This window comes from Proteus sp. G2674, assembly GCF_009915195.1.
In the GTDB taxonomy this organism is placed as follows: domain Bacteria; phylum Pseudomonadota; class Gammaproteobacteria; order Enterobacterales; family Enterobacteriaceae; genus Proteus; species Proteus mirabilis.
On sequence record NZ_JAABLS010000023.1, the window covers coordinates 19,095 to 41,434 of the forward strand.

Here is a 22,340-nt window from a genome sequence, read left to right on the forward strand (position 1 = left end):
ATATGTCTATAAAAAAACAAGAAAAAAGGCTTGCTAACCAAGAGGGGATGCCATTAACGCGTCGTCATTTTGTACAAGCCAGTGCAGCATTAGTGAGTATGCCTTTTTTCGCACAAAATGCACAGGCCAATCTTGATAAAAGCCTACCTATTGCCAACATTGATGAGAAACCTGCTACTGTCGTCGCAACATGTAGCACCTTTGACTGTGGTGGTAAATGTGATATCCGAGCTCATGTTAAAGCGGGGATTGTTACCCGTATTACCACAAGACCAGATGCTGATTTAGATGAACAAATGCCGATAATGAGAGCCTGCGTAAGAGGTAGAGGTTATCGTAAATTCACTTATCATGCGGATAGACTTAAATATCCCATGAAACGTGTGGGTAAGCGCGGTGAAGGCAAATTTGAGCGTATCTCTTGAGATGAAGCAACCTCTTTAATTGCTGAGAATGTAACACGATTAACTCAACAGCATGGTGCAGCAAGTCGTTTTCTTACGGTAAATACCGCCGTCACTGGGGGGATCTTCTCTGGTGATACTATGATGAAAAAACTCTTTAATCTCACAGGAGGATATCTTCCTTATTATCACTCAGTGAGCTTAGGGAATACCGCTAAAGTCACACCTTATACTTATGGCGTATCTAAAACAGGAAGTTCTCTTGATACTTTAGCGGATACGCCTTTAGTTATTTTGTGGGGACATAATCCCAACGAAACCATTTTTGGTCACACCAATCACTATTTTCAAAAAATGAAAAATAATGGGACCAAATTTATTGTTGTCGATCCTCGTTATTCAGATACAGCCCAATCTTTAGCTGATCAATGGATCCCTTTACTTCCTACCACAGATAATGCACTGATGGATGCAATGATGTATGTCATTGTGACCGAAAATTTACATGATAAAGCGTTTATCGATAAATATGTGGTAGGTTTTGATGAAGATCATATGCCAGAAGGGGTGCCAGCTAACGAATCATTAATGGCTTATTTATTAGGGAAAAAAGACGGTATAGCGAAAACCCCAGAATGGGCGACAAAAATCACACGAGTCCCAGCTAATACTATCCGTCAATTAGCACGTGAATATGCGATGACAAAACCCGCGGCCTTAATTCAAGGTTGGGGGCCACAACGTCATATTTGTGGTGAACGTACCGCCCGTGGTTCAACGTTATTAGCAGCAATTACTGGGAATGTGGGTAAAAAAGGCGCTTGGGCGGCTGGATATGGCGGAATTGGTAACCGTCAATCTATTCGTGGTCCCAATATTGGCAAAAATCCGGTAACTGCACAAATATCCATTATGAATTGGATGCAAGCTGTTGAGGATGCGAGCAAAGTGACGCCAGAAGATGGCCTTATTGGCGTCGATAAACTTGATAGTAATATCAAAATGATCTTTTCTTTAGCGGGTAACTATCTTGTCAATCAAAACCCTGATGTTAATGCGGCAGCTAAGTTACTTGAAGATGAATCTAAAGTAGAGTTTATCGTTGTTAGTGATCTATATATGTCTCCGTCAGCCAAATACGCAGACTTAGTTTTACCAGAAACGAGCTTTTTAGAGCGTTGGAATATCGGTAATACATGGGGAACGGGCAACTATTTCTTACTGTCAGAAAAAGTCGTTGAACCTGCTTTTGAAAGACGTTCTGATTATGAATGGATCAGCGATGTTGCTGAGAAAATGGGCGTCAAAGAGGCTTTTACCGAAGGACGAACAGAAAAAGAGTGGATAGCTTATCTCGTTAATACTAACAAAGAACGCTTTAAAGATAGACCTGATTTCCCAACTTTTGATGAATTACTCAAGACTCGCCGCTATCTTTTCAAAGATGCACCTTTTGTTGCATTTGAAGAAAATATTCGTGATCCAGAAAATCATCCTTTCCCAACTCCATCAGGAAAAATTGAAATTTTCCCTAAACGTCTCTATGACATGAATAATGTCGATATTCCTGCATTATCTCATTATGTTCCTGCAATTGAAGGTCCAGAAGATAAATTGACCGAGAAATATCCACTACAAATGTTAACTTGGAAAGGAAAAAATAGAGCCAATTCAACGCAATATGCTAACCCTTGGTTACAAGAGGTACAACGCCAAGAAATGTGGATAAACCCTATTGATGCACAAAATAGAGGCATCAAAAATGGCGATATGGTGCGTATCTATAACGACAGAGGGATCACCCAAATACCTGCTTTAGTTACCGAGCGAATTATTCCTGGTGTGGTTGGTTTACAGGCGGGGGCTTGGTGGTCTCCTGATAAAGACGGCGTTGATCATGGTGGGTGCCCTAACGTTTTGACATCAACACGTATGACACCATTAGCCCATGGTAATTCACATTTAACCGTTTTAGTTGAGGTAACCAAAGCATGAGTGAATTCAAACAATATGCACCTGTTAGCGATGAACAGCTTGGCTTTTTTATTGATTCTTCTCGTTGCTCAGGTTGTAAAGCATGCCAAGTTGCATGTAAAGATAAAAATAATTTAGAGGTTGGGCGCCGTTTTCGCCGTATTTATGAAATACAGGGCGGGGGATTTGCGCCTAATGGGCAAGGTGCATTTGAAAATAATGTCTTTGCATACACATTAACGATTTCATGTAATCACTGTGACGATCCTATATGTGTAAAAAACTGTCCAACAACAGCAATGCATAAACGCCCCGGAGATGGCATTGTCCGTGTTGATACCAGCAAATGTGTTGGGTGTGGTTATTGCTCATGGTCATGTCCTTATGGTGCACCACAAATGAATACTGAAACAGGACAAATGTCGAAATGTGATTTCTGCGTAGATTTATTAGCAGAAGGTAAAAATCCTATTTGTGTTGATACATGTCCATTAAATGCGATTAAGTTTGGAAAAATTAAAGATTTACGTGCTAAATATGGCCATTTAAGCCAAGTTCAAGGGTTACCTGATTTTACAATCACTCACCCTAATTTGGTCATCAAACCACATACTGGTGCAATTAAAAAAGGAGGGAACCAAGCATGAGTGAATGGCCATTAGTTACCTTTACTTTGTTAGTACAAAGTTCTGTTGGTGTTACTATTTTTACTGCCCTCTATTTTTGTTGGTTAGAGAAAGAAATAGGTAATCAACGAGCAACACGCACTTTGCGCCCCGTATTACTGACAAGTGCTATATTGGGATGCTTAGGATTATTAGCCTCAACATTGCATATGGGATATCCGTGGAATGCGTTTCATGCCTTACGCCATATATCATCATCATGGCTAAGCCGTGAGATTATCTTTGCTGCTCTTTACCTGGGCGCATTATGTTTATATACCTTGCTAGTACTAATAAAAGGTCATATGAATAAAACCCTCTTAGCCATTATCGGTTTACTGGGGTTAGTGGATATTTTCTGTATGGCTTCGCTTTATTACAGCACATCGATGATAACTTGGATGCATGTTAATACCTATTTTATGTTTATCGGCTCTGTTTTTTCTGCGGGAGCGGTGATCACATTATTAATCACTTCAATAAGGGTTAAAGCCTTTGCTGATGGCGAACTTGCTAAAAAAATAGTATTAAGTGCTTTGGTTGGTATTTTTCTTGCGGTGACTATCCGTATGGCAGAGCAACCACTTTATTTATCATGGATGTCAGAAATACAATTAACCAATGATGCAATTACTTTTCCTCATACCCCTATAATTGCGTATAATGAGACTTTCGGATTAAGAATATCTGCATGGATATTGTCTATTATCAGTATATTAATGATGGGATATAGCCTGTATAAATATCGTATAGCTGTATTTACTTCTGGGTTATCTCTAATTTGGGGTAGCGGTATTGTCCTGTTAATTGCTGAAATACTTAACCGATTTGCATTTTTTATTGTTAAGTAATAGTAATGGAGTCATGAAGTATGAGGCGTTTTATTAGGGTAGATCTTCCTCCTGAACCTATCATTAATGATAAATGTGTTAGGAAACGCCTCAAACAAAGCCTTTGTGATAGCTGTTCAAAAGTCTGTCCTGTGGACGCTATCACTTTTAGTCTTTTGAACGTTGAAATAGATAATGAGCGTTGTTTCCAATGCGGTAATTGTCTATTTACTTGTCCTGTTGATGCTATAGAAAATATCTCCCCCCATGAACGTAGCTTTCAAGATAATCTATTAGTCATTAATCATGATGAACCACTGGCCAGTATTGAAGAGCTTTTGGTTTGGCATCGACAATATCAAATACGTGGTATGAAAATAGCAGAACCCTTGGTTGATAAGTGGCTGCCGATACTCGCACAACTTAATTTGCAATTAAAAACCTTACAAGAGCCTATTTGGCAATTAGTTTTAGTGGAGCCTGAACCGGTCGATAGTGGTCGTCGCTTTATGCTATTTCGACAAAAATTAGATGAAAAGCCACTTAATAAAGGTCACGTAAAAACAGGATTAAATGCAAGGAAACAGCTTTATCCGCAAGATAGCTGGTTCCATATTCAATTAGATAAAGAAAGTTGTATTCTTTGTTCTGCATGTGCCAAGGTGTGTGATGAAGGTGCAATCACAATCGAAGATAATCGCTTTATCATTGATGAAAAACGTTGTACCGGTTGTATGAACTGCCAAGTTGTCTGTTTTCCAAAATCAATAAAAGTCGTAGAACAAATTGCTAAAAATAGCACACCGACACACTACCATTATTATGATGCACAATGTGATAAATGCCGTCTTGCTTTTTTTGCTTGGGAGCCTAATGCCACCTTATGTCCGATTTGTACTCAGCATCAAAAACAGGGATGGCTATAACGGTGTTTATAATTTGTTCTATGCAAAAATAAATTCATCTCAATAACATCATTACTTAAATAAAATGACTATTTTTATGCGATAGTGATTGTTGATAAAGATTTCATTCATTTCTAAGTAAGGTGACATCATGATAAAAAATAATGAATTACCTGCTTTTATGACGCAAGTGGTTATTACTGAACCCGGTGGCGTTGATAAACTGCAATTAGAAAATAGCCCATTACCATCATTACCCCCTCATTATATGTTGGTAAAAGTTAATGCAGCGGGTGTTAATCGCCCTGATATTTTTCAACGTCAAGGTAGTTATCCACCGCCAGCCGATGCATCTCCTATATTAGGATTAGAGATTGCTGGGGAAGTGGTGAAATTAGGTGAACATTGTACAAAATGGGCAATAGGTGATCGTGTTTGTGCTTTAGTTGCTGGTGGCGGTTATGCTGAATATTGTTTAGTCCATGAAGATATCGCTTTACCGTCGCAAGGATTAAGCGATATTGAAGCGGCAGCATTACCTGAAAATTTATTTACTGTTTGGGCAAATCTATTTCAACTCGGTCAGTTAAAAGCAGGGGAATCGGTTTTGATCCATGGGGGCACTTCTGGGATTGGCTCTATGGCGATTATGTTAGCGCACAATCTTGGTTGTGAAATTTACACAACAGTAGGTTCAAAAGAAAAAGCCGAAGTTGCCCAAAAATTAGGGGCTAATCATGTTATTAATTACCGTGAGAAAGATTTTGCTACAGAAATTCCTGTATTAACTCAAGGTAAAGGCGTTGATGTCATACTTGATATTATCGGCGGCGATTATGTGGAAAAAAATTATCAAGTTGCGGCGAAATTTGGCAGAGTGATCCAAGTTGGCATGATGAAAGGGGCCCCTAAAAACTTAAATATGATGCCACTGATGCTTAAGCGATTAAGTCATACAGGTTCTACCATGCGTTCTAGAACGCCAGAAGAAAAAACGCATATAGCACAAGAATTAAAACAACAAGTATGGCCGTTGATTATCAAAGGTCAAATTAAGCCTATTATTAATGCGGTCTTTTCTTTACAAGAAGTTGCCAAAGCACATCAATTAATGGAGTCTGGTGACTTAATTGGTAAAGTAGTGCTTGAGATTGATATGAATAAATCACTTGTGTAGAGCGAAAATAAATTTATTTTATTTATTATAAGTTATAAAAGCATTCTCATTCTCAATCACGATTATTCTGAAAAAACACATAATAAAGATATTATGTGTTTTTTTATTTTCTATAAAAAATTTAAGAAGCTTTAATATGATCCTGTGCTTTTTGCGTCATTATAAAAATAAACCTCACTTAATAATCCATCTTATCTAAGATAAAAAATCACTTATTTAAAATAAAACAGATTTAAGTATCGACTATGGTAAAAATATTATAATAAGTTTTGAAAAATAGCATAAATCAAAATTGATAATGAAATTTATAAACTAATTAATAAAACTAAATCATTTATCATGAAAAAGTAAAAACTTTAGAACGAACTTGGAAAATCTTATCTGATATCAATAAAATAAAGAAGATTCTTACTCATCATGTAGTATATCATTTAAAAAGAGACTAATTATTTACGTAAAATAAACTCAATTCTGATTAAAATTGATAACAAAAATTTATATATAGGTGCGATGATGGCAAATCACAAAGAAACCTGTCTGAGTGCTGCAGAGCGTGTGTTTGATACCCGAACCGTGGATACCCTAACATGTTATCATCGAGAGATGGTAAAGATGTTGATGGATAGTGAGTCCTTTTATTCTAGTCCAAATAACTCACAGATAAATACTAATGAGAGATTAGAGAACAAAATAAAAAGCAATACCATTGAAAATAAAGCTGTGAAGGGATTTTATGGTGATATTTTAAATAATTTAAACCAGCAGCTAGTGAATAATAAACCTGAGATTGAGCCTTATTTCTCACATTACAACTCTCCCGTCATGCGATTGGCGAAATTAGGCTACCTTTCTGCACTGGCCTATAATGCTGATAATGTTTTTAACAAACATTCACCCATACAAAAACAGCAAGAGCAAAAAATAACTCATGATTTGTGTAAACTAATCGGTTTTGAACCAGATAAAGCATTTGGACATATTACCACCAGTCATGTTTTTGCTTGTTATGAAATTTTGTGGGCTTTGAGAAATTTAAAAACACTGCCGATGGCGATTGCACGTCATCCAAAATCAAGAGATCTGGTTGCAGATAAAAAAGCATTTGAGTTATTTAATATGTCTATCACTGATATTTTATCCATCAGTGAACAGCTATATGAGCGAGATATTTTTGATGATGTCAGCCATTTAACTTGTCGTGGCACCGGCATGACAAGAACGATGCATTTAGGTAAATTACTAGTACCGATATACCGCTTCGAATTTTGGAAGAAGGCGATGGATATCTTGGGGTTAGGTTATGATAATCTCATTGCCTTACCAATAGATGAAGAGTTTAAAACAGATATAGCTAAAACGCGTCATATTGTGCTTCGCTTAATCGAGCAGGGAGAGCCGATACTCGGTATTATTGGCGTGTTAGGCTCATCGACATACGGTAGCATTGACAAACTTAAGCCTCTTTTCGAATTACGTGAAGAGTGTGAAAAACAACATAACAACTCATTCTATATTCACATTGATGCATCCCAATTAGGCTATATGAAAAGCCTGTTTCTTGACGAAAATAATAGCATCATCCCTTATAACATATTGTGCGATAAACTTAAGCAAGAAGCACCTTTACTTGAGTTAACCTCGGATATTTATGATAGTTTTACTCAGCTCTCAAGAGCTGACTCTGTCTCTTTTGAGCCATTTCAAGCGGGATTTTCTCCTTATCCTACGGGGATTGTTTGTATAAAAGATGCTCGATTAAGTCGTTTTCTCGCTAACCCGCCAAAACTGTGCCCAGAAGAGGGGAATATTCCCGATGAAATTGATGGGATCCAATCAGCACCTGCGGTTGCATCAATGTGGGGGATCCATCAGCTATATGCTTTTAATAATTTTGGGTATGGACAATGCGCTCAAAATCAATGGGAAGCTAGAGTAAAACTGGAACAACAATTAAAACAAGAGAACGAATTTGAAAAATCGGGTATCTCTTATGCTATTCATATTTTGCCAGTTTCAGATTTTAATAAACTCACTTTTGCCATTGCAATTAAAGGCAACCAATGTTTAAAAATACAAAATCAGCTAAATAATGCTATTTATAAAAATTTAGAAATAAAGAGCCAATATAAGCAAGATCTCAACCTATTAGTGCTGTGTGCTCGTAATAGCGATGATATACCTGCTCAGTTTTGTCAACAATGTCATTTAGGCAAAGATGAATGGAAGCAAGTTAACCACTTAAGTCTTTTACAATTAACGATAAAAAACTCTGATAAATGGAGTGAAGAGCATATTAAAGCAGGGTGCGACTATATTAAAAAAGTTGTCCTATCTGCATTAAAATAGCTATTTTGTTCTATTTATTATTTAACATAGTAAAAGTTAGCAAGGAAAAGGTTGCTAACTTTTTTATTTTACCCTTATAAAAGTGACGCTGTCACTAAAATTACTCCTTCCTTTGCTTGTTTCGTTTGTCTAGCTTCTTATTTTCGTTATGAATAGCACATAAAATCAAGCTCGAGAATGAGAATCATTCATAATTAAGCGTGAATTATAGAATGTAACTATAGATAAATCATATTGTTACTATTCCTTATGATAGATAAAAATAAATAGATATATCTAAAACTTGATCATTTAGATATATCGGATTATATTGGTTATCAATGATTTCGATATATCTAAAAAATGAGGGAATATTATGATGATCCAAGTGTTACATTCGCTTTATCAACAACACACCGATAATGGTGGTCATGGCATCGGACGTTGTGGTGGTAAAGGTAAACACAGAGGACAACACCACAATGGCAATAATGAACATTGTTGTCATGGTGAAAGGGGCCATCACCAAGAACGTCATGGCGAATGTTGCCAACATGGTGAGCAAAGTCATGAGTATAATGGTCATGCCGATCATGGCTGTTGTCACGGTGAAAAACAGCAAGAGCATGGTAAACGACATGGCCGAGGTTGTGGTGCCGGTAAAGGAAAAGGAAGGGGCCAAGGTCGTCAATTAAAACGTATGTTTGACCATGGTGATTTACGTGTTCTTTTGCTGAGTATGATCGCGGCAAAACCGAGCCATGGGTATGAAATTATTCGAGGAATAGACGAAGCATCTTCAGGACTATATGTACCAAGTCCAGGGGTTATATATCCAACACTGACACTATTAGAAGAGCAAGATTTAGTTGTTGCTAATATCGCTGAAAAAGGCCGTAAAAATTATAGTATTACGCCAGAAGGTTCAGCATTTTTAGCAGAAAACCAAGAAACAGAAAAAAATATTCAAAATAAACTGGCTTATGCACGTGATTTATCACAAAACGCAGGGGGAGTTTCTGAGGAAATCGAATTTGCGGTAGGAAAATTAAAAGCGGTATTACGTCATAAGCTAGTATTGAAACAACTTTCTGTAGAAAAAGCGCAACGCATTGCTTTTATACTTAATGAAGCAGTCGAAAAAATAGAAGCCATTAATGAGGCATTGATCTCTGAGGTAAGGGAAGATGAATAAAACAGAAACACCATTACGGAACAGAAGCAAAAATAATGATATTGAAAAAGAAGAGCTAGAAAATAATCCAGCCGTCAAAGAGCAAATTTGTCCTAAAATGCCAGTATCCTATTTTCGACGAGCGCTACGAAAAACAGGTAGACTATGATAATGCTAGACAGAGGCTATCCATATGCTATAGCTTCTGTCGTTTTGATCATGTTGCCTTGCATATTTCTTTTATCATGTCATCATTTCTTTCAACGCACTGTTTTTTCAAATAGTTCTCACTACTAATGAGGCACTTTATAACTATTTCGGTAGTTTTTTATTAGTTTTTTATTATAAGTTGTGAGACTCCTCGCTTTTTTATTCTTAGTTTATTACTTGCTGATTTTATTGATACTGTTATTTTTTAATTTGTCATAATATTCGAGATACCATTGATATATGGTAAAACCAAAATGCTACCCATGCATCTATATGAATAAGATGATAGATAAGATAAATAAGATGACAGATAAGATAAACAGTACCTATATGCCTTACAAACATTATAAAAATAGCATAGCAATATTATTTCTCGCCTCTGCCTTGCTACCTAGATTTTCTGTGGCTGAATCACTCACTCATTTACCTCAAAAAGATCGCATTTCTTATTTTGCTCAAGCGGAGAAAATGGCCATCACTGGTGTGGCAATTAAAACCAAACCCGTTTTAGCCAGACCTGCAAAAGAAGGAGAAGTGATCACCACTTACATAAAAGGTGAAGGGGTTGAAACTATTTCGGAGCCAGCCAAAGCGGGTGATTGGGTTGTACAAAATATTTGTCCAGCAACAGGTAATGAAGAAATTCTGGTCAGAAGAGATAAATTTGCTCAGCGCTATAATCTGGCTGATGCAGACAAAGCGAAAAGCATCACACCGATAAGGCAAGGCTATCAAGTTTTTATCCCTAAAGGGATTGAAATGAACTATTTTATTGTTCCAAAACAAACCGCTGAGTTTGCAATGGAAGCGCCTTGGGGAGAGCTACAACGTTTTCAAGCCGGTGATGCAGTTGTGCAATCTACCACCGATAAACAAGATATTTATCGGATCCAGCAGGCCGCTTTTAAATGCACTTATACTATTTTAAAAACCGCCAAAGAGATTTGATCTATATATATGTGATAAAAAGCGCTAAATTGAAAAAATAATTGTTACTTTTTATAGAGTTAATTTTATAGTTTTACTGCTAAAAATAGCAATAATTAGCTTTTTTTGTCATTAAATCGTGTTTTTTTGTATTTTTTTTAGTCATTTGCGTTAGTCGCTACATTTCGTTAATCTATCTCTATCAATTTATTAAACTCATTAGGTAAAACCTATTGATATGATAGTAGGAATGTATTAGATATTCTCAATTGGAATAGGTACATTAGATTCATACCAAACAGGAGGAAATACAATGTCTTTAATTAATACCCCAATCAAACCATTCAAAAACATGGCATTTAAAGACGGTCAATTCGTAGAAGTGACTGAAAAGGACGTCGAAGGCAAATGGAGCATTTTCTTCTTCTATCCAGCTGACTTTACCTTTGTTTGTCCAACAGAATTAGGTGACTTAGCTGATCATTATGAAGAATTCCAAAAAATGGGTGTAGAAATTTACTCTGTTTCTACTGACACTCATTTTACTCATAAAGCATGGCATAGCAGCTCAGAAACTATCGGTAAAATCAAATATGGCATGATCGGTGACCCAACTGGCGCATTAACTCGTAACTTTGAAAATATGCGTGAAGCGGAAGGTCTGGCAGATCGTGGTACTTTCGTTGTTGACCCACAAGGTATCATCCAAGCAATCGAAATTACTGCTGAAGGTATTGGCCGTGATGCAGCTGACCTGTTACGTAAAGTAAAAGCAGCTCAATATGTTGCTAGCCACCCAGGTGAAGTTTGCCCAGCAAAATGGAAAGAAGGTGATGCAACTTTAGCTCCATCACTGGATTTAGTTGGCAAAATCTAAAAAATTCTAAATAAGAATCAAGCCACTAAAGAAGCTACTAACGTAGTTATTTATCGGGTGTTTCGGCACCCGATTTTATTGAGGGTGCAAAAATGTTAGATAATAATTTAAAAGCTCAACTGAAAGCTTACCTAGAACGATTAACCCAGCCAGTTGAGTTAGTTGCAACATTAGACGACAGCAAACATTCTGCTGATATCCAAGCCTTATTAAAAGAAATTGAACCGTTATCTGATAAAGTCACATACCGTGAAGATAACAGTGCTAATGTGCGCAAACCATCTTTTCTTATTACCAACCCAGGGAAAACAACGGGCGTTCGTTTTGCAGGCTCGCCATTAGGTCATGAGTTTACTTCTTTAGTCTTAGCATTATTACAAACCGGTGGTCATCCATCTAAAGAAGCCCCAGAATTACTTGAACAAATTCGTCAGTTAGACGGTGAGTTTCATTTCGAAACCTATTATTCGCTCTCTTGTCATAACTGCCCTGATGTTGTTCAGGCATTAAACTTAATGGCGATTTTAAATCCGAACATCACCCATACGGCGATCGACGGAGGCATGTTCCAAAATGAAATTCAGGAACGTAATATCATGGGCGTTCCTGCGGTATTCTTAAATGGCAACGAGTTTGGCCAAGGTCGTATGACTTTAGCTGAAATTGTTAGCAAAGTAGATAGCAATGCAGAAAAACGCACTGCAGAGTTATTAAATAAAAAAGATGCCTTTGATGTTCTGATTGTCGGAAGCGGCCCTGCAGGGGCGTCAGCGGCGGTATATGCTGCACGTAAAGGCTTAAATACAGGTCTTATCGGTGAACGTTTTGGTGGACAAGTTCTCGATACTGTTGATATTGAAAACTATATCTCTGTACCTAAAACCGAAGGTGCAAAATTAGCTGGGGCTTTAAAAGCTCATGTTGATGATTATCAAGTTGATGTCATTGACAGCCAAACTGTCAGCCGTTTAATTCCGGGAGCAGCGGAAGGTGATCTACACCAAATTGAAACCGCATCTGGTGCGATTTTAAAAACCCGTAGCTTAATTATTGCCACGGGTGCTCGCTGGAGAAATATGAACGTACCGGGTGAAAACGAGTACCGTACTCGCGGTGTAACATACTGCCCACATTGTGATGGTCCTCTATTTAAAGGTAAAAGAGTGGCTGTTATTGGTGGTGGTAACTCCGGTGTTGAAGCTGCCATTGACTTAGCTGGTTTAGTGGAGCACGTGACCGTACTAGAATTTGCCTCAGAAATGAGAGCCGATGCTGTTTTACAAAAGAAACTGCGTAGCTTAAGTAATGTCGATGTTATCTTAAATGCCCAAACAACAGAAGTATATGGAGATGGTACTAAGTTAACAGGACTGAAATATAAAGATCGCACTAACGATTCAATGCATGATATTGCCTTAGCGGGTATTTTCGTCCAAATTGGTTTACTGCCAAACACACAATGGTTAGACGGAACTGTTGAGCGTAATAAAATTGGTGAGATCGTGGTTGATTCACGTGGTGAAACCAATATTAAAGGGGTATTTGCTGCGGGTGACTGTACAACTGTTCCTTATAAACAAATTATTATCGCCGCGGGTGAAGGTGCAAAAGCCTCATTAAGCGCCTTTGATTACTTAATTCGTACGACTGCAAAATAAGTAAATCAAAGATAATCAATAAGTTATCGAGAAAGGCATCTTTTTTAAGATGCCTTTTTTTGTACATAAAACCATTAAAAAGAGCTAAAAAGTGCCCTTAAGTGTTCAAGTGTGGACAGGGTGTTGTTTAAAAATAACTTCTCAAAACAAAAGCCGTTTTCTGCCTATTTAATTTTTAAGCAATTTAACCATTCCAATTAAGATACTTTTTACATCTATTTTTCTTTGTTCAAGAAAAATGCTATTCAAAATTTTTAAGCTATCTATACTATTATTCCACTACTTAAATAATCTATAAGGAAATTGATTGATATGGTTCTAAAAAAGAGATGTTTTAGACAAATTGTTCCTGCGCTTATTTTTTCTTTACTAACAATTGGTACTTTCTCGGCAAATGCGAATATTGATGTTCGCGATGAAACCTTATTTGAAGCACATCAGCGTTTTAAAACACAAATTATAAATGATAGTTTTGACAATACTGAAGCACCTTGGGAAGCGCCAGCAGAAATATTCAATGTAGTTAAATATCCTGCCAAACTAGGTGATATGTATGCTTATTTAACCCCTCCGCCGGCGAATAAAAAAAATAAACTACCTGCGGTGATTTGGCTGAATGGAGGATATGGTGGGATAGGAGGAGATGATTATTTTTGGACACCACAACCAGTTGAAAATGACCAAACAGGAGCGACGTTTCGTGATCCTAATATGGTACTCATGATACCTTCTTTTCGTGGTGAAAATACCAACCCTGGTCGCTATGAAATGTTTTATGGTGAATTAGAAGATTTAGACTCAGCTAGAGAATATTTAGCGTCATTACCTTATGTTGATCCTAAACGTATTTACGTAGTAGGACATAGCACTGGGGGAACGAGAGCATTATTGGCTAGTGAATACAGTGATAAATTCAGGGCAATATTCTCTTTAGGAGGAATACCTGATCTTAAACTACGCACAGAAGGGCGGATGATGGTTGAATTACCCTTTGATAAAAATAACGAAGAAGAATTTAATGTCCGCTCTGTATACCGCTATATTAAATCAATAAAAACACCAACATTTTATTTTGAAGGTCATGATTATTTTTGGGATGAATTCAATGAATTACGTGTGGTTGCAATGGAACACGATATTCCTCTGAAAATTTATAATATAAAAAATGGAGACCATTTTAATATTATTGTCCCTGTTAGCCAATTAATTAAAGAGAAAATATTGCAAGATACTGATACAAATAAAGAAAGCAATATTCGATTCACTAACGAAGAAATTAAGTGGATCAATAAAATGGTGAAATAAATTTTAAAATGATAAAACTGCTCTATTATCAATTAGATAAAAGAGCGGTAGTATCTATTTAGAGCCAATATAGTGCGTCTGAAATTTCATCATATGTACTTGAAGGTATTTATAACTTTGTTGACTGTTTCTTTCAATTATCAAAACAGAATATACTAAAATTACTTATAATGTCTTATAAACATATAGTTTTAGGTAAAAATGTTAAGTATATTATATATGATATGAAAGAATACAATTTTAAAATAGAAAGGATTGAATATGAAAACTAAAATAGTTTATCAATGGAAGGAAAAAAGACGGGATAGACTCTCTTTTTTAGGGGCAGAAGTGGTTTTTTCTGTGTTATTTGGTATTGTAAACGGTTTAATATATATGTTATTTATGACCTTGTTACCTGATTCCGTTGAGAATGATCCTGATAAATTATTTTTTTACCAATTCTCTTTTAGTTCTTATGGTATAGTCGAATTCATATTACTAATAGCACAAATCTACGTATTTGCACTTATTTTAACTCAACGAGTAAGAGATTTCGGTTTCAAATATCCTATCACTATTGCACTGATCTTTACCATTGGCACCATGGCCCTTACACCATATCCATTACTTATTTCTTCAGATACAATGGTGATAGTGCGTTTTATTTTATTATTAGGATACGTTATTGCATTATTATTGCCATCTTCGAATAATGTTGAGTGTAATAACGATGAAAATAATAAGATAACCATACTAAAATAGTTAACTAATAAGTGAATTAGCCTAAGTGTATCAGGCGTAATGGATACACTTAGGACATTATAAAAATAATATTATAATAGTGGTATAAGAAGAAAATATAAAAATAGTGAATAATAACTTCTATAATTGCAATATATACAGTGACTAATGAGGTTATAATGGAAGGTGTTCAACTTAGGCTTGCGGAGCCTCATGAAGCAAAACGATTATGGTATTTAAGAAATAAAGCGTTACGTTTTGGCTGTCAACATGTCTATCCGCCCGATATATTAGCCGCTTGGACTCCTGATGAAATGCCTGACGGCTATAGACAATCTATTATTAATAATCCTTTCTATGTTATTGATGATAAAAAGTTGTCTATTCCCGTGGCTTCTGGTTTTTTAGATCTTAAAACAGGCTTTGCTGAAGCCATTTTTACATTACCAGAATGCATAGGAAAAGGATATGCAGGACTTATTCTTAAACAGCTACAATATGAAGCTAAACAAAGAAATTTTGTTCAGTTATTTTTAGATGCAACGCCTAATGCGATGCTATTTTATTTAAAACAAGGGTTCACTGTTTTAGAAGAGCGAGAGTACTATTCTAGCTTGGCTCAGGCAAGTTTACACTGTTATCGAATGTATATTGATTTATAAAATTTATAAATAGTGCCTTATTGACATAAAAATTATACCTAGCATTATAGAACAGAAAAAGTTGGGCTTAAAATGCGAAAATTTTTTATTTTTATCATTTTTTGAATTAGCTTTTATATTAACAATATCAGTTGGTAATTTTGCTAATGTTACGATATTGTAAATTATGACTATTTTTCTGGGGCAAACACTATGCAAAATGTGTTGTTAACGTTATGGCCTTTATTTGCGTTAATTGCGCTAGGCGCTATTTTAAGAAGAAATAAAGCATTTGAACCTGCATTTTGGGTAGGGGCTGAAAAATTAAATTATTTTTTACTCTTTCCTGCATTACTTCTCAATAGCTTGGCTAATGCTCCTTTATCTGATCCTCAATTACCTCACCTTGCTGGGGCTATTTTCTCAGTAGTCATCATTACCACTATTTTGTGTGTTATTTTTAAAAAGATAACCGGCTGGTCTGCTGGCCGTTTTGGTGCGATCGTTCAAGGCAATATTCGGTTTAACACTTATTTAGGTTTAGCTATTGTCGCTGATTTATTTGGCGTTGAAGGTTTAGGAATAGCTGCTTTGATATTAGCAACCTTGGTTCCTCTATCAAATGTGACTTCAGTGCTTTGTTTAACCGCAGGGCAAAATGTCACTTTTCGTCAATTAATCTTCCCAATCATTAAAAACCCATTAATTATCTCTTGCGTAATAGGGATTGTTATCAATTTATCAGGAATAGGGCTTCCTTTTGGTAGCGATCAGTTTCTAAAATTGTTAGCTGCGACTAGTTTACCTTTAGGGCTTATCTGTATTGGTGCGGCATTACATTTATCAACACTAAAAGCAGAAAGTAAAATGATTAGTATTAACACAGTGACTCGGTTGCTTATTGTACCGATAATTGCATATAGTGTTGCTAATTTTTTAGGTTTATCTTCATTAGTTATGATGCTTTTAGTCATTTTCTTTTCTATCCCTACAGCCCCAACTTCTTATATTTTAACTCGACAGCTAGGAGGGGACTCTGAGCTAATGGCGGGGATCATTACTTCACAAACCATGCTTGCAGCAATTACCTTGCCGATCGTATTAAGTTTTTTAATTCCATAAATTTAAAGGAAATGCGACTAATATTATTTATCGTGGGTGATTTTTTATAGCATAGTTTCACTAAAAGTGTTCTTCTCTTAAATATAATTTTAATTATTATATGGTTAATTTAAGAGGAAAATATGATGAGTGTAAAAATTAATCACAATGATATTTCTAGTTTACAGATATTAAGAATATCACAAGGAGAAAAAACAAAAGATGTTATGTCATTATGGGATAAAATAAAAGACTGGTTCCAATCAAACAAAAAAGAAAAAGCACTAAAAATAGTTGAAAATATTGTAGTTGAAGAGAAATTTGATGACAAAAACAATTTTAAAATGCTATATCATGTTTTAATGCTAAAAACTATGGCTTCAGATGCATATAAAGAAAATATAACAATTAATATTAAGGATAATTTGAGTAATCCGAATAATAAAGACATTACAATTTTAATAGATAATTATAATATTTTTATAAAAGATATAGACAATGAACAAATTAATAAAATGTCAACAATGATTAATATATTTAATCGACATTCATCAATTTTTTCTAATGAAATCGCATTGAAATGTCTATATGAAAAGCTAGATAAAAATGAGCTTAATGATCAACTTTTTGCTGAGTTGTATATTGAATTAGATAATAAAATACGTTCTGGTGAAATAGACATAAAGCTTAATAAAAGTAACTTTAATCAAGTTAACTTTAGTGCAATAGAACTGCTCGTAAGCAAAGCGATAGAAAATAGTGATATTAGCTTAGATACAGAAAATAGTGATATTAGCTTAGATACAGAAAATAGTAATATTAGCTTAGAAACAGAAAATGGTAATGCTAACTTAAATATAAAAAAGGCACTAATGAAAGATATAAATAGAAATACTTATATTATCAATGGTGAAGAAATAAAAAGTAAAAATCAAAACGAGGCAATGAAAGAATTTGAAACTTTAATCAAAGATATCTCAGAGAAAAATAAAAAGGCAATTTATTATTTATTAAATCAAGAAGGGATTACCTTAATTAAATCATATAATAATGCTTTTGATTACTACACATTGACAACATCTTTTTCTAGCAATGATGTTGTTAAGCAAGAACAAATTTATAGTATAAAGACTCTTTCTAATGATTTAATTGAATTAAAAATAAATTTTTTTAAAAAAAGTAGCGATAAAATAAATCGAGATATCCCCTTAGCTCAACCATTTGAAAGTAAATTATATAATTTTATCTATGATATGGTTGCTATTAATAATAATATTGAAAGAACAGATGATAAGAGTTTAAATGAAAAGATGAACGAGATAAAAAAACAACTAAATAATAAAGAACCAAGGCTAGGAGAGCAATTCTTCGATCTACTAGCTCGAAATAAAATCATTAAAGAAGACAGCGTTGATATTACGTTAAGACTAAATAATGGACAACTAGTCTCATTAGGTGGAGAATGCTCATATAAATTTTATTAATTTTATCCTTTGGTCAAAATAGAGCTTCTTGCTATGATGTGAAAAACGTGAGAATAAGTAGAGGCTCCTTTATGTCACAACCTCATAACCCAGAAATTCAAAAAATTATTAATCAGTTAAAACAACAATATCAAAATGCTGTTGATGCCTTACGTAATGCTATTATTATGTATGCTCAAGATGGAAAATTACCTGATATAAAACAAAGGGCTGAAGGTCTATTTGCTTATCCACAATTAACCGTACATTGGTATGGTGATGTAAAAATAGAAGATAAAACAAGAGCTTATGGGCGTTTATCAAAATCAGGTACTTATTCTACGACTATCACCAATCCAACTTTATTTGAAAATTATTTAACTGAGCAACTGCAACTTATTGCGGATGCTTATCATGTCTCTTTTGAAGTGACGGCCTCAAAACAAGAAATACCATATCCTTTTGTCATTGATGGCACTGGCATCGGTTTTGATCGGTCAATGAGCACTTCTTTAGCAAAATATTTTCCGACTACCGATCTCTCTAAAATTGGTGATGATATTACCGATGGTTTAATTGATGACAGCGAACTTTTACCACTTTCACATTTTGATGCACTACGGACAGATTTCTCTCTAGCACGTTTAAAGCATTATACCGGAACTTTACCTGAAGATGTGCAACCTTATATTTTATTCACCAATTATAACCGCTATGTGGATGAATTTGTTCGTTGGGCCTGTGCACAAGTTGCTGATAAAAATAGTCCATATTGCGCACTTTCTTGTGCAGGTTTTCAGCAAATAACCGCCGATACGGTTGATCCGGAAAAATTAATTTCTGATCTGACATGGAAAAAATATCAAATGCCCGCCTATCATTTAATCGCAAAAGAAGGGCCGGGAATAACATTAGTGAATATTGGTGTTGGGCCGTCAAATGCCAAAACGATTTGTGATCATTTGGCAGTTTTACGTCCTCATGTTTGGTTAATGATTGGTCATTGTGGCGGCTTAAGAGAAAGCCAATTATTAGGTGATTACGTTTTAGCTCATGCTTATTTACGGGATGATCATATTTTAGATGCTGTATTACCGCCAGATATTCCTATTCCTAATATTGCTGAAGTTCAGCGTGCACTTTATGATGCTACTAAAGCCATTAGCGGTAAGCCTGGACATGAAATCAAACAGCGATTAAGAACAGGAACAGTTGTGACAACTGATGATCGTAATTGGGAATTACGTTTTTCAGCGACATCAAGGCGATTTAGTTTAAGTCGAGCCGTTGCCGTGGATATGGAAAGTGCCACTATTGCCGCTCAAGGTTATCGTTTTCGCGTTCCTTATGGCACTTTGTTATGTGTATCTGATAAACCGTTACATGGTGAAATAAAATTACCAGGACAAGCTAATCACTTTTATGAAGGTGCGGTATCAGAGCATTTGCAAATAGGTATTCATGCAATTGAGTTATTAAAAGACGAAGAGGATAAATTACATTCGCGTAAATTAAGAACCTTTAATGAGCCACCATTTAGATAAGCCATAGCCAAAATTAATAAGATGAAAATTTATATACCCAATATCATTGATTGAATTGGGTATATTTTTACAATATAAAAAGCTAAAAACGTAAATGTCGAGCCGCTTTTCTAAGGCGATCATCACCACGTCTATCATAGCGCTGTGTAGTCATAATACTGGCATGACCCATCGCATCTTTTACGGTTACAATATCTTCGCCATTATCTAACATTGCAGAGGCAAAAGTGCGTCGCAGATCGTGAGGAGCAAATTTATCAATGCCACTTTCTTGTTGGCGTGTCTCTAAAATATAATAAATGGCTTGGTCAGTTATTCGTTCATCCGTTACATCATCAAAACGACGAATACGTGTGAAAAGGGCGCCATCTTGTGATCCCCTTATTTCATCGATCCATAATTGAACCCGCAGCCAAGTATCTTCTGGCATATAGGATATTCTTTCTTTATTACCTTTTCCTCTGACAATAAAGGCTTGATCACGAAATTGAATATGCTCGTAATTAAGCGCAACAATTTCTGAACGGCGTAATCCACAGCCAAGTAGTACACTTAATATGGCCGCATCTCTTAAACCTTTTGAGGAGTGGTCTTTTTCACAACAACGAAAAAGTGCGCGAATTTCATGTCCAGTAAGCGCTCGACCTTTAGGTAATCGACTTCCTCTTACCGATTTTACTTGGCGAATATGTTGATAGCTTTCTGTATCCATCAACTTCATCGCCCATGCTTCTAAAGCGACACCTTTTAGTGCTGCTAAATAAGTGTTAATCGTGGCGGGTGCTTTATCCGCATCAGATAACATGTCGATAATTGCTTGAATATGGTGGCGACGAAGTGCTCCCCATTGGCAATGCTTTATTGAAGAGAAGCCAATCATTTTTGCCACGATTGTTAAAAACGATCCCATCGTTTGGCGACTACGTTTAGAGCCTAAACTGCGTAAATAAGCCAGTGCAGGGTTAGTTTGTGTCGGAGAGGTGAAAGTTGCATTGAGATCTAATAATGGTTGTTTTTCCGCCAATACAAGTGATGTTTCTGGTGTTATTTCTTGATCGTCGTGGTGAAAATCCACAGCAATTTCCTTATTAAATCAATATAACTATGCTGAATATTCTAACAGATCTAAAAAAGAAAAAAGCTACTTTTTCAAAGGATCATTTTAATAAGTAGAGGCGATCGTGTTTGTTTTTAGCGCATAACGTTTGTTTTGTGAACTGTTTTGGAGTGCAAAGTGAACAGTGGGGTTTACCCATGAAAGGAATAAAGAGATCAAAATAGGGGGATGATCGTGGAAATGGCTTAATATTATGCCCTTGGTTTATCTGTATTTTTAATAACAGTCGCTAAAAACCAAAGGCATTGTTTTAAAATAATGAAGGTTAATCTTTATAAATGGCGACTAGTGGTTTGCCATCATTACCAATGGTGCCTCGATACATTCCTTCAGAGTTAAAGCTCATCGTGTAGTTTCCAGATTTGTCTAATACGATAACACCACCACTTCCATTTATTGCTTTTACTTCATCAAGTGCATTTTGTGCCGCTTGCTCTAGAGGTAGTTTTTGATATTTAACTTGGGCTGCAATATTAAATGCGGTCAGCGTTCTAATAAACATTTCACCTGATCCTGTTGCCGATACCGCAACCGTTTCATTATCCGCATAATTACCTGCACCGATAATAGGGGAATCGCCCACACGACCATAACGTTTATTGGTCATTCCACCTGTTGATGTTCCCGCCGCTAAATTACCATGTTGGTCTAATGCAACAGCACCAACAGTGCCGTATTTATAATCATACATCATCGGATCAGCAAAAAGAGCCGCAGTTTTACCATCATGATCTAATACAACTTGTTCTTTTTCTAATGCTTTTTGTAGTTGTTGCCAACGATATTCAGTACGGAAATAACTCGGATCAACGATGGTTAACCCTTGCTCTTTGGCAAAAAGATCAGCCCCTTGAGAAACCATCATAACATGTGGACTTTTTTCCATTACCGCAATCGCGGCATTAATCGGATTTTTTACTGTGGTAACACCAGCAACAGCACCCGCTTTGCGCGTTTTACCATCCATAATAGAAGCATCAAGTTCGTTTCTACCATCGTGAGTAAAAACAGCACCTTTACCTGCATTAAAAAGAGGAGAGTCTTCCATAACATTAATCGATTTTTGTACGGCTTCAATACTGGTGCCTCCACTATTTAAAACAGCATATCCAGCATTTAATGCTTCGGTCAGTTTGGCTTTATATTCTTTTTCTTGTTCTGGGGTGATGGTATCTTTCGTTATTGTACCTGCACCACCATGAATAACGAGGCGGATAGGGGCTTGTGTATTATTAGCTAACGCAGAAGAGGCAAAAAGAGTACAAAGGGTAAGTGTAGCGAGCTTATAGTTAATGTTTTTCATATAAACCTTCTCTTAAT

At 35.8% G+C, this 22,340-nt stretch carries 18 protein-coding genes and 1 pseudogene; 17 read left to right on the top strand and 2 right to left on the bottom strand.

Annotated features, from left to right (window positions below):
• Positions 1-2 precede the first annotated feature (2 nt).
• The 17 genes and pseudogenes from GWI58_RS10290 (at position 3) to GWI58_RS10365 (ending at position 19,903) form a co-directional block, all read left to right on the top strand.
• Positions 3-2,399: pseudogene (locus GWI58_RS10290) on the top strand (DMSO/selenate family reductase complex A subunit).
• The gene (locus tag GWI58_RS10295; RefSeq protein ID WP_004242832.1) at positions 2,396-3,025 is read left to right on the top strand and encodes a DMSO/selenate family reductase complex B subunit; all 630 of its coding nucleotides are present in this window, start codon (positions 2,396-2,398) and stop codon (positions 3,023-3,025) included. The pseudogene GWI58_RS10290 and the gene GWI58_RS10295 overlap by 4 nt, the downstream one beginning before the upstream one ends.
• On the top strand, positions 3,022-3,894 hold the full coding sequence (locus GWI58_RS10300) for a dimethyl sulfoxide reductase anchor subunit family protein (RefSeq protein WP_004248022.1): 873 nt from the start codon (positions 3,022-3,024) through the stop codon (positions 3,892-3,894). The genes GWI58_RS10295 and GWI58_RS10300 overlap by 4 nt, the downstream gene beginning before the upstream one ends.
• Positions 3,895-3,914: 20 nt before the next feature.
• Positions 3,915-4,799: a 4Fe-4S binding protein gene (locus GWI58_RS10305; RefSeq protein ID WP_004242836.1), complete on the top strand. Its 885-nt coding sequence runs from the start codon at positions 3,915-3,917 to the stop codon at positions 4,797-4,799.
• Positions 4,800-4,929: 130 nt separating this feature from the next.
• On the top strand, positions 4,930-5,955 hold the full coding sequence (locus GWI58_RS10310; RefSeq protein WP_161769155.1) for an NAD(P)H-quinone oxidoreductase: 1,026 nt from the start codon (positions 4,930-4,932) through the stop codon (positions 5,953-5,955).
• Between the two features lie 513 nt (positions 5,956-6,468).
• Positions 6,469-8,301: a swarming inhibition tyrosine decarboxylase DisA gene (gene disA / locus GWI58_RS10315; RefSeq protein WP_110229239.1), complete on the top strand. Its 1,833-nt coding sequence runs from the start codon at positions 6,469-6,471 to the stop codon at positions 8,299-8,301.
• Between the two features lie 355 nt (positions 8,302-8,656).
• Positions 8,657-9,475, top strand: coding sequence for a PadR family transcriptional regulator (locus GWI58_RS10320; protein WP_110229238.1), 819 nt, complete (start codon positions 8,657-8,659; stop codon positions 9,473-9,475).
• Positions 9,468-9,623, top strand: a complete 156-nt coding sequence (locus GWI58_RS17715) for a hypothetical protein (RefSeq protein WP_004242841.1) — start codon at positions 9,468-9,470, stop codon at positions 9,621-9,623. Before GWI58_RS10320 ends, GWI58_RS17715 begins: the two co-directional genes overlap by 8 nt.
• Before the next feature lie 281 nt (positions 9,624-9,904).
• On the top strand, positions 9,905-10,612 hold the full coding sequence (locus tag GWI58_RS10325) for a hypothetical protein (RefSeq protein WP_110229237.1): 708 nt from the start codon (positions 9,905-9,907) through the stop codon (positions 10,610-10,612).
• A gap of 292 nt (positions 10,613-10,904) precedes the next feature.
• Positions 10,905-11,468: an alkyl hydroperoxide reductase subunit C gene (gene ahpC, locus GWI58_RS10330; RefSeq protein ID WP_004242845.1), complete on the top strand. Its 564-nt coding sequence runs from the start codon at positions 10,905-10,907 to the stop codon at positions 11,466-11,468.
• 92 nt (positions 11,469-11,560) lie between these two features.
• Positions 11,561-13,126 (top strand): alkyl hydroperoxide reductase subunit F, encoded by a 1,566-nt coding sequence (gene ahpF, locus GWI58_RS10335; RefSeq protein ID WP_017628129.1) that lies wholly within the window; start codon positions 11,561-11,563, stop codon positions 13,124-13,126.
• A gap of 312 nt (positions 13,127-13,438) precedes the next feature.
• The gene (locus GWI58_RS10340) at positions 13,439-14,431 is read left to right on the top strand and encodes an alpha/beta hydrolase family protein (protein WP_094959170.1); all 993 of its coding nucleotides are present in this window, start codon (positions 13,439-13,441) and stop codon (positions 14,429-14,431) included.
• Positions 14,432-14,692: 261 nt separating this feature from the next.
• Positions 14,693-15,175, top strand: coding sequence for a hypothetical protein (locus GWI58_RS10345; protein WP_094959171.1), 483 nt, complete (start codon positions 14,693-14,695; stop codon positions 15,173-15,175).
• A gap of 158 nt (positions 15,176-15,333) precedes the next feature.
• Positions 15,334-15,816, top strand: a complete 483-nt coding sequence (locus GWI58_RS10350) for a GNAT family N-acetyltransferase (protein WP_094959172.1) — start codon at positions 15,334-15,336, stop codon at positions 15,814-15,816.
• Positions 15,817-16,008: 192 nt separating this feature from the next.
• Complete coding sequence (locus GWI58_RS10355) at positions 16,009-16,917, top strand: AEC family transporter (RefSeq protein ID WP_020945627.1); 909 nt, start codon at positions 16,009-16,011, stop codon at positions 16,915-16,917.
• Between the two features lie 122 nt (positions 16,918-17,039).
• Positions 17,040-18,380: a hypothetical protein gene (locus tag GWI58_RS10360; protein WP_161769156.1), complete on the top strand. Its 1,341-nt coding sequence runs from the start codon at positions 17,040-17,042 to the stop codon at positions 18,378-18,380.
• Between the two features lie 71 nt (positions 18,381-18,451).
• Positions 18,452-19,903, top strand: coding sequence for an AMP nucleosidase (locus GWI58_RS10365; protein ID WP_161769157.1), 1,452 nt, complete (start codon positions 18,452-18,454; stop codon positions 19,901-19,903).
• A gap of 82 nt (positions 19,904-19,985) precedes the next feature.
• Here the strand turns inward: GWI58_RS10365 and GWI58_RS10370 are convergent, their stop codons facing one another.
• Together GWI58_RS10370 and GWI58_RS10375 are read right to left on the bottom strand one after the other, a co-directional pair.
• The gene (locus GWI58_RS10370; protein ID WP_110229234.1) at positions 19,986-20,978 is read right to left on the bottom strand and encodes a tyrosine-type recombinase/integrase; all 993 of its coding nucleotides are present in this window, start codon (positions 20,976-20,978) and stop codon (positions 19,986-19,988) included.
• Between the two features lie 307 nt (positions 20,979-21,285).
• Complete coding sequence (locus GWI58_RS10375; RefSeq protein WP_004242876.1) at positions 21,286-22,323, bottom strand: isoaspartyl peptidase/L-asparaginase family protein; 1,038 nt, start codon at positions 22,321-22,323, stop codon at positions 21,286-21,288.
• Positions 22,324-22,340 lie beyond the last annotated feature (17 nt).

Excerpts from the sequence above, each read along its gene's own strand:
- GWI58_RS10295 (WP_004242832.1), top strand. The coding sequence starts at position 2,396 with ATGAGTGAATTCAAACAATATGCACCTGTTAGCGATGAACAGCTTGGC.
- GWI58_RS10300 (WP_004248022.1), top strand. The coding sequence starts at position 3,022 with ATGAGTGAATGGCCATTAGTTACCTTTACTTTGTTAGTACAAAGTTCT.
- GWI58_RS10305 (WP_004242836.1), top strand. The coding sequence starts at position 3,915 with ATGAGGCGTTTTATTAGGGTAGATCTTCCTCCTGAACCTATCATTAAT.
- GWI58_RS10310 (WP_161769155.1), top strand. The coding sequence starts at position 4,930 with ATGATAAAAAATAATGAATTACCTGCTTTTATGACGCAAGTGGTTATT.
- disA (WP_110229239.1), top strand. The coding sequence starts at position 6,469 with ATGGCAAATCACAAAGAAACCTGTCTGAGTGCTGCAGAGCGTGTGTTT.
- GWI58_RS10320 (WP_110229238.1), top strand. The coding sequence starts at position 8,657 with ATGATGATCCAAGTGTTACATTCGCTTTATCAACAACACACCGATAAT.
- GWI58_RS17715 (WP_004242841.1), top strand. The coding sequence starts at position 9,468 with ATGAATAAAACAGAAACACCATTACGGAACAGAAGCAAAAATAATGAT.
- GWI58_RS10325 (WP_110229237.1), top strand. The coding sequence starts at position 9,905 with ATGGTAAAACCAAAATGCTACCCATGCATCTATATGAATAAGATGATA.
- ahpC (WP_004242845.1), top strand. The coding sequence starts at position 10,905 with ATGTCTTTAATTAATACCCCAATCAAACCATTCAAAAACATGGCATTT.
- ahpF (WP_017628129.1), top strand. The coding sequence starts at position 11,561 with ATGTTAGATAATAATTTAAAAGCTCAACTGAAAGCTTACCTAGAACGA.
- GWI58_RS10340 (WP_094959170.1), top strand. The coding sequence starts at position 13,439 with ATGGTTCTAAAAAAGAGATGTTTTAGACAAATTGTTCCTGCGCTTATT.
- GWI58_RS10345 (WP_094959171.1), top strand. The coding sequence starts at position 14,693 with ATGAAAACTAAAATAGTTTATCAATGGAAGGAAAAAAGACGGGATAGA.
- GWI58_RS10350 (WP_094959172.1), top strand. The coding sequence starts at position 15,334 with ATGGAAGGTGTTCAACTTAGGCTTGCGGAGCCTCATGAAGCAAAACGA.
- GWI58_RS10355 (WP_020945627.1), top strand. The coding sequence starts at position 16,009 with ATGCAAAATGTGTTGTTAACGTTATGGCCTTTATTTGCGTTAATTGCG.
- GWI58_RS10360 (WP_161769156.1), top strand. The coding sequence starts at position 17,040 with ATGATGAGTGTAAAAATTAATCACAATGATATTTCTAGTTTACAGATA.
- GWI58_RS10365 (WP_161769157.1), top strand. The coding sequence starts at position 18,452 with ATGTCACAACCTCATAACCCAGAAATTCAAAAAATTATTAATCAGTTA.
- GWI58_RS10375 (WP_004242876.1), bottom strand. The coding sequence starts at position 22,323 with ATGAAAAACATTAACTATAAGCTCGCTACACTTACCCTTTGTACTCTT.